Source organism: Bradyrhizobium sp. (assembly GCF_049512235.1).
Lineage (GTDB): Bacteria > Pseudomonadota > Alphaproteobacteria > Rhizobiales > Xanthobacteraceae > Bradyrhizobium.
Genome location: NZ_JBEKXH010000377.1, coordinates 1 through 6,243, shown reverse-complemented (window position 1 = coordinate 6,243; position 6,243 = coordinate 1). Strand labels below are relative to the sequence as shown.

The following is a 6,243-nucleotide window of genomic DNA, read 5'->3' as shown; positions in this document are numbered from 1 at the left end:
GCCGTCTACGCCCATGAGCATAATATCGTCGTCACCAACACGCCTGACGTGCTGACCGAAGAGGTCGCCGATATCGCGATGGGGCTTCTGATCGCGACCTTGCGCGAGTTCATCAAGGCCGACCGTTACCTGCGTTCCGGCCTCTGGTTGACGCAGAATTTTCCCTTGAGCGTCGGCTCGCTCAGGGATCGCAAGGTCGGGATGGTCGGCATGGGGCGGATCGGCCAGGCGATCGCGCGCCGGCTCGACGCCTCCCGCGTTCCCGTGGTCTACCATTCGCGAAATCCGGCGGATGGCCTGTCGTACCGGCATTATCCCGATCTGATCGAAATGGCAAAGGCGGTCGACACGCTCGTCATCATCATCCCCGGCGGCCCGGCGACGGCAAAAATGATCAATGCCGATGTCATGAAGGCGCTGGGACCGCGTGGCGTCATCATCAACGTCGCGCGCGGTTCTGTGGTCGACGAGCCGGCGCTGATCGCGGCGCTGAAATCGGGCACCATTCTGGCGGCGGGACTCGATGTGTTCGCCAACGAACCGGCGGTGCCGGATGAATTGCGCAGCATGCAGAACGTGGTGCTGCTGCCGCATATCGGCTCGGCGTCGGTGGTGACCCGCAATGCCATGGATCAGCTGGTGGTCGACAATCTCAAGGCCTGGTTCGCCGGCAGGCCGCCGCTGACGCCGGTCGCGGAGACCCCGGTCAAGAGCCGCTGATGCGAGCGCCGCGCATGCAGGAGAAGCCGATGAGAGTCCGCTTCGGCAAGGCGCTCGCGGCGCTCTTGGTACTGGCCGCCTGGCAAACGCCTGTTCGCTCGCAGGATGCCTCGACCTTGAAAAAGGACATGATCGGCCAATGGGAGCTCTCGACCACCGAGCGCAGCAAGACCTGCGTCGTCACGCTGAAGAGCGATACGACGCCGCAGGGCCTCAAGCTTGAACTCGAGCCCGGCTGCGCGGCGGCGCTGCCCTTCACCAAGGAGATCACGGCCTGGAGCATCGCGGGCCTGGACATCGTGCGGCTGCAGGACGCCGCCGGCCAGCCGGTGATCGATTTCACCGAAGTCGAGAGCGGAATTTTCGAGGGCCTGCGCCAGGGCGAGGGCATCTACATCCTGCAAAATCTCGCCGCCGCGCGCTCGCTTGCAAAGTCGATGGACCAGATGATCGGCGACTGGGCGATGGTGCGCGGCAACGGCCAGACCATCTGCGGCCTGACCCTGACCAACACCGAAGCGGGGCAGGATAACTTCCAGGTCTTTCTCAAGCCGAAATGCGACCCGGCCGTCGAAGCCTTCGCGCCGACGCAATGGCGGCTCGAGCATGGCCAGATGCTGCTGATGTCAAAGACCGGTGAGACCTGGCAGTTCGAGGCCGACGACAACGCGCAATGGCGTCAGGTACCCGACAGCGCCGATCCGCTGATCATGCTGCGGCAATGATGTCAAGCACATGGGCCAAGCGGATACAGCAAGGAGACATGCCGTGACGAAGCCAGAGATCATCGGTTCGGCGCGGTCGACCTATACGCGCGCCGTCCGCATGGTCTGCGAAGAAAAGGGCATAGCGTACGTGCTTACGGAAATGCCGCTGCGCGCGCCGGAGATCCTTGCCATCCATCCGCTCGGCAAAATGCCGGTGCTGCGCCATGGCGATGTCGCGCTGTTCGAATCGAAGGCCATCGCCACTTACCTCGATCGCAGCTTCCCCGGCCCGCAACTCATGCCGTCCGATCCGCACCTCGCTGCACTGACCGAGCAATGGGTCTCGCTGGTTAACACCGTGATCGACCGCACCCTGATCCGGACCTATCTGTTCGCCTATATCGCCCCGAAGACCGCCGGAGCGCCGGACCGGGAGGCGATCGAAGCCGTCATGCCGGCGGTACGCGAGCAGATCGGCGTTCTCGACAAGGCGGTCGCCAGGACCGGCTACCTTGTCGGCGACCAGTTCACCTTCGCCGACATCAACCTGCTGCCGATCCTGCATCGGGTCGGGCAGGTTCCCGAAGGCGCGCAAGCGCTCGCCGCCGCGGGTCATCTGGCCGGCTACTACGAGCAGCACGCATCGCGGCCGAGTTTTGCGCGGACCATGCCGCCGGCAGGGCCGCCGCGCCGTGCAACGCCAAGTTAGCGCAAATGGGTGTTGACCCGGAGACATACGACGTTGAAATGCCGGCACTGTGCTATGATGGAGGCTTCGGAGTCGCGATCGATTTTGTGGCCTCGATGCCCGGCTCAAAGTCCAGATATTCAGGCACGCGTCGGGCCAGGCGGGCGCGCTTGATTCCGGCTTTGACAAATTCCTCAATATGCGCCGGCACGAGGTGCATGCGGCCGAGTTCGCGGTTCAGGGTCTGCTGCAGCCGACGCCGCGTGAAATCGTCGTTGACGTAGAAGCGGTCGAGGTAGAGCTCCAGAATGCGCTGTTTGTCGGCGTCGCTGGGATAGCCCATCCGAATGTGCGCATCGAAGCGTCCGGCTCGCTTCGCCAATGCTTCGTCGATGGCGTCGGGGTGGTTGGTGGTGGCGATGGTGACGATATCGGCATAGGCGGAACCGCCTGACAGCACCTGCAGCAATTCGCCTGTCACGTCGTCCTTGCCGGCAGACGCATAGGGGTTCTGGCGGTTCTTGGTCATGAGATCGAGATCCTCGAGAATGACCACGGCCGGCGCCAGCGTTTGAGCCAGACTGTAGACCACCCGGATGTGCTCGACCGCTTCGACGATGATGACGGTGGCTTCGCCGGCAATCTCGTTGACGAAGCACTCGATCGCCGTCGATTTGCCGTCGCCGGGCGGACCCGACAGCAAGAGGCCGCGCTTGATGCTCAATCCCTCCGCCTTCAGCATGTCGCGGTTGCGGATCGAAGCCGCGATGAAGTCGAGTTCGGCGCGCACCTGATCGTTGGGGATGATATCGCTCCAGGAGCGGTCCGACACCCGCGAACGCACGGTCCGCAGATCGCGGTTGACCAGCACGACGCGGCCTTTGAAGGGATTGGACTCCTGCAGCAGCCGGCGCACCAGGGCAATGACGGCTGTTTCGTCCGCCTCGCGATAGACCAGTCCGATGCTGTCGATGGTATGGCCGTATCCCTGGCGGTTCTGGCTCGCCTGCACGACCAGAATGAATTGCGTTTGGCTTCCCGGTACCGCGCCGCGGAACACGGTACGCGGCTGGATCACCTGCATTTCGCCGTCAATGTTGAGCACCACTTTTTGCGGGCGCATGCCTGACACGACCACGCCACGTTCGGCATTGCCAAGGCCGGTAAGTTCACTGAGCCACATCCACCCGGGCATCTCCGACAGTTTTCGCGTCAGGATCGCGATGGCGGCGTCGTTGGCCGGCAAGGACAGCGAACTCGGATCATTGGCGCCGCAGAAGATGCGAAACAGTGTCGAATAACCGATCTGCGATGTCGTCGCGCGCTTGATCTGCTTGTGTTGGGCGACGATGTATCCAAGCGAGGCGGACAGCGCGGCAAAGCCCTTGATGGTGTCCTCGGGAATATCGACCAGCAACTGATCCTTCAGTGTCAGGGAAGCAGCGGCCGATTCGGCAAAAAGCTTTTTGATGAGGGGGCTGGTGGCGCTGGCCGCGCCATCCGCGACCTCATAGACGCCGTAGACGAATTCCCCGTTGGCATCCCTGCCATAGACAGTGGTGGTCACGTTCAGCGTCGACGCCAGAATCTCCGCCATTTTCCGCGCCGCGGCAGCGCCCTGTGCGGGCCGCTCCTCGGCGAGGCGGGTACCCGCGATATCAGAATCGCAGCGGACGATGAATTTCTGTCCGGCGCTGGAGCGCTTATTCTCGACCTTGAACCACACGACGCAAACCCCAGACCAATACCCATGCGCCCGACCTCGTCGCCGTGCGAATGCCGACAAGTTTCTAACAGGCGGCGTTTGCGTGTTCTAGGCTTCACATCGGAATTCTTACAAATCCGGCGATGCGCCGGTAACCACGGACCCCTGATGCCACGCTGCTTCGAATGATGGCACGGCGTCCTGCAATCATATGGCGAACTGTCCGGCCTGCTCGTCTCAAAATGCGCTTCATCCCGTTCGAGCTCTGGAAACGATTGATGTCCTCGATAACGCATTGGACCCGTTCCTGCTCTATGGACAGACCAGCACCTCTATCATTCTGTCCACAACGATTTTGCTGCGATCGCTTCCGCTTTCGAGCGCCGCTGAAGCTTCCTGATGAAATTCAGCGTCGCAATTTCAGTGCACGATCAGACGTTCGCACCTTTTTGATGCGCGCCTGTTTAATGAGCCGATTGTCCGGCTTGAAAGAGCCAGTTCAATGAAGGTCGGACGGACAATTTCGACCTGGACTAGATCAGCTTCAGTCCCTTCAAGCTGGCGTGGCCGCCTCTGCCGACGATGATATGGTCGTGCACGGCAATCCCGAGCGGACCGGCGATATCGATGATCGCCTTGGTCATTTGCACATCGGCCTGCGACGGCGAGGGGTCGCCTGAGGGGTGATTGTGCACCAGGATCAGCGCGGTCGCCGATAATTCCAGCGCCCGTTTGATCACTTCGCGCGGATAGACCGGGGTGTGATCCACGGTGCCTGTCTGCTGTACCTCCTCCGCTATCAGCTGGTTGCGTTTATCGAGAAACAGAATGCAAAACTGCTCCTTGTCGGCGAACGCCAGGCTTGTGCGGCAATAGTCGATCACCTCATCCCACGATGAAAGCAGGGTGCGCTGTCTCAATTGGCCTTTTGAGATGCGCTGGGCTGCCGCCGCGATCAGTCTCAGCTGCGTGATCGTCTTGTCCCCGATGCCCTTGACTTCGCGCAGGCGAGCTTCCGGCGCGTGAATGGCTTCCGCGAACGAGCCGAAGGTCTTGATCAGTGTCTTGGCCAGCGGCTTGACGTCACCCTGCGCCCGGGCGGCAAACAGCACCATTTCCAGCAACTCGTAATCGCTCAAGGCGTCAGGTCCGGCGGCATGGAAGCGCTCGCGCAGCCGTTCGCGATGGCCGTGATAATGCGGCGCTTCGGTCGATTCCGTTGGTTTCGTCGTGTCGCCGGGTACAGCGGGCATCGGCGTCTCAAAATCGCGGGCGTGCCCACCATGCCCGGCCGGCCGGCTTTTGCAACCGCGAATTGCCCGAGGACCGCGACGGCGGCGCGATTTTGCACTCGCAGCCGCCGCCGGGAAGCTGGCTGTCACACCTTCTTGAAGGTGCCTTTTTCGTAGAAGGCCGCCCGGCCGCTGCCATCCTTGAAGGTGTTGAAATCCTCGACAATCAGGTTGTGGCCTTCGAGATGTCCGGTCACGATCGTGTCCATGAACGAGAAGCTGTAGTTTGCCGTGAACGCCAGCGCAGGACCGCCAGCTACGGAAGCGTCATAGGCAAGCCCTTTAACCTGCTTCCAGTCACACGGCGTGGGCGTGCAGGCGCCATACACATGCACGCCGACACTCCCATTCGCATCGGTCAGCACGACGCGGATAATGCCGCGCGTCGCAGGGTCCACGTTCTGCCACGTCCCCCATAGCTCCCCGACCGGGAGCGGATGCGGCAGTGGCGCGCCTTGAAGTTGCTGAATAGGTGAATTGAAACGATGTTCTAATGTCGTGGTGGCCATTGGATTTTGCTCCTATGAGATCATGAGTTCTCGGACAGAGGCATGCCCACTAAAGGTGAACACCTATAAATTGTACTGAACAATAAAACATCGTTTGTGATATAAATCACTAAACGCGATTTAAATTAATCAGCATTGGTCTGGAAATCGGGCGGGCCTATTCCGCCGCGGTCGGTTTGGCGCTGCCGCCGTAGCGCTGATCGATATAGTCGATCACCATCGCCTTGAATTCGGCGGCGATGTTGGGCCCGCGCAAGGTGCGGAATTTCTTGCCGTCGACGAACACCGGCGCCGCCGGGGTTTCGCCGGTGCCGGGCAACGAAATGCCGATGTCGGCATGCTTGGATTCGCCGGGGCCGTTGACGATGCAGCCCATGATCGCGACGTTGAGGGATTCGACCCCGGGATATCTGGTCTTCCACGCCGGCATCTCGTCCCTGATAAAATCCTGGATCGAGCGCGCCAGTTCCTGAAAGGTAGTCGAGGTGGTGCGGCCGCAGCCGGGGCATGCCGCCACCAGCGGCACGAAGGTGCGGAATCCCATGGTCTGCAGCAGTTCCTGCGCGACCTGCACTTCCAGCGTACGATCGCCGCCGGGCTCGGGCGTCAGCGAAATCCGGAT

General features: G+C 61.5%; 6 protein-coding genes and 1 pseudogene. 3 read left to right on the top strand and 4 right to left on the bottom strand.

What is annotated here, in order from left to right:
- The 3 genes from ABSG20_RS26820 to ABSG20_RS26810 all read left to right on the top strand — a co-directional run.
- Positions 1-720, top strand: a 720-nt coding sequence (locus tag ABSG20_RS26820) for a 2-hydroxyacid dehydrogenase (protein ID WP_423867505.1), incomplete at its 5' end; no start/stop codon positions are given.
- Positions 721-749: 29 nt separating this feature from the next.
- Positions 750-1,445, top strand: a complete 696-nt coding sequence (locus ABSG20_RS26815; RefSeq protein ID WP_423867504.1) for a protease inhibitor Inh/omp19 family protein — start codon at positions 750-752, stop codon at positions 1,443-1,445.
- 43 nt (positions 1,446-1,488) lie between these two features.
- Entirely contained in the window at positions 1,489-2,136 is a 648-nt protein-coding gene (locus tag ABSG20_RS26810; protein ID WP_423867503.1) for a glutathione S-transferase family protein, read from the top strand.
- A 52-nt stretch (positions 2,137-2,188) separates the two neighbouring features.
- On the opposite strand, the gene ABSG20_RS26805 is transcribed toward ABSG20_RS26810, so the two are convergent.
- From ABSG20_RS26805 to ispG, 4 genes and pseudogenes are all read right to left on the bottom strand, one after another.
- Positions 2,189-3,841 carry an AAA family ATPase gene (locus ABSG20_RS26805; RefSeq protein ID WP_423867502.1) on the bottom strand — a complete coding sequence of 551 codons (1,653 nt, stop codon included), beginning with the start codon at positions 3,839-3,841 and terminating at the stop codon, positions 2,189-2,191.
- 512 nt (positions 3,842-4,353) lie between these two features.
- Positions 4,354-5,073 carry a RadC family protein gene (gene radC, locus ABSG20_RS26800; protein ID WP_423867501.1) on the bottom strand — a complete coding sequence of 240 codons (720 nt, stop codon included), beginning with the start codon at positions 5,071-5,073 and terminating at the stop codon, positions 4,354-4,356.
- 125 nt (positions 5,074-5,198) lie between these two features.
- Entirely contained in the window at positions 5,199-5,621 is a 423-nt protein-coding gene (locus tag ABSG20_RS26795; RefSeq protein ID WP_423867500.1) for a hypothetical protein, read from the bottom strand.
- Between the two features lie 157 nt (positions 5,622-5,778).
- Positions 5,779-6,243, bottom strand: a pseudogene (gene ispG, locus ABSG20_RS26790) (flavodoxin-dependent (E)-4-hydroxy-3-methylbut-2-enyl-diphosphate synthase); the annotation flags it as partial.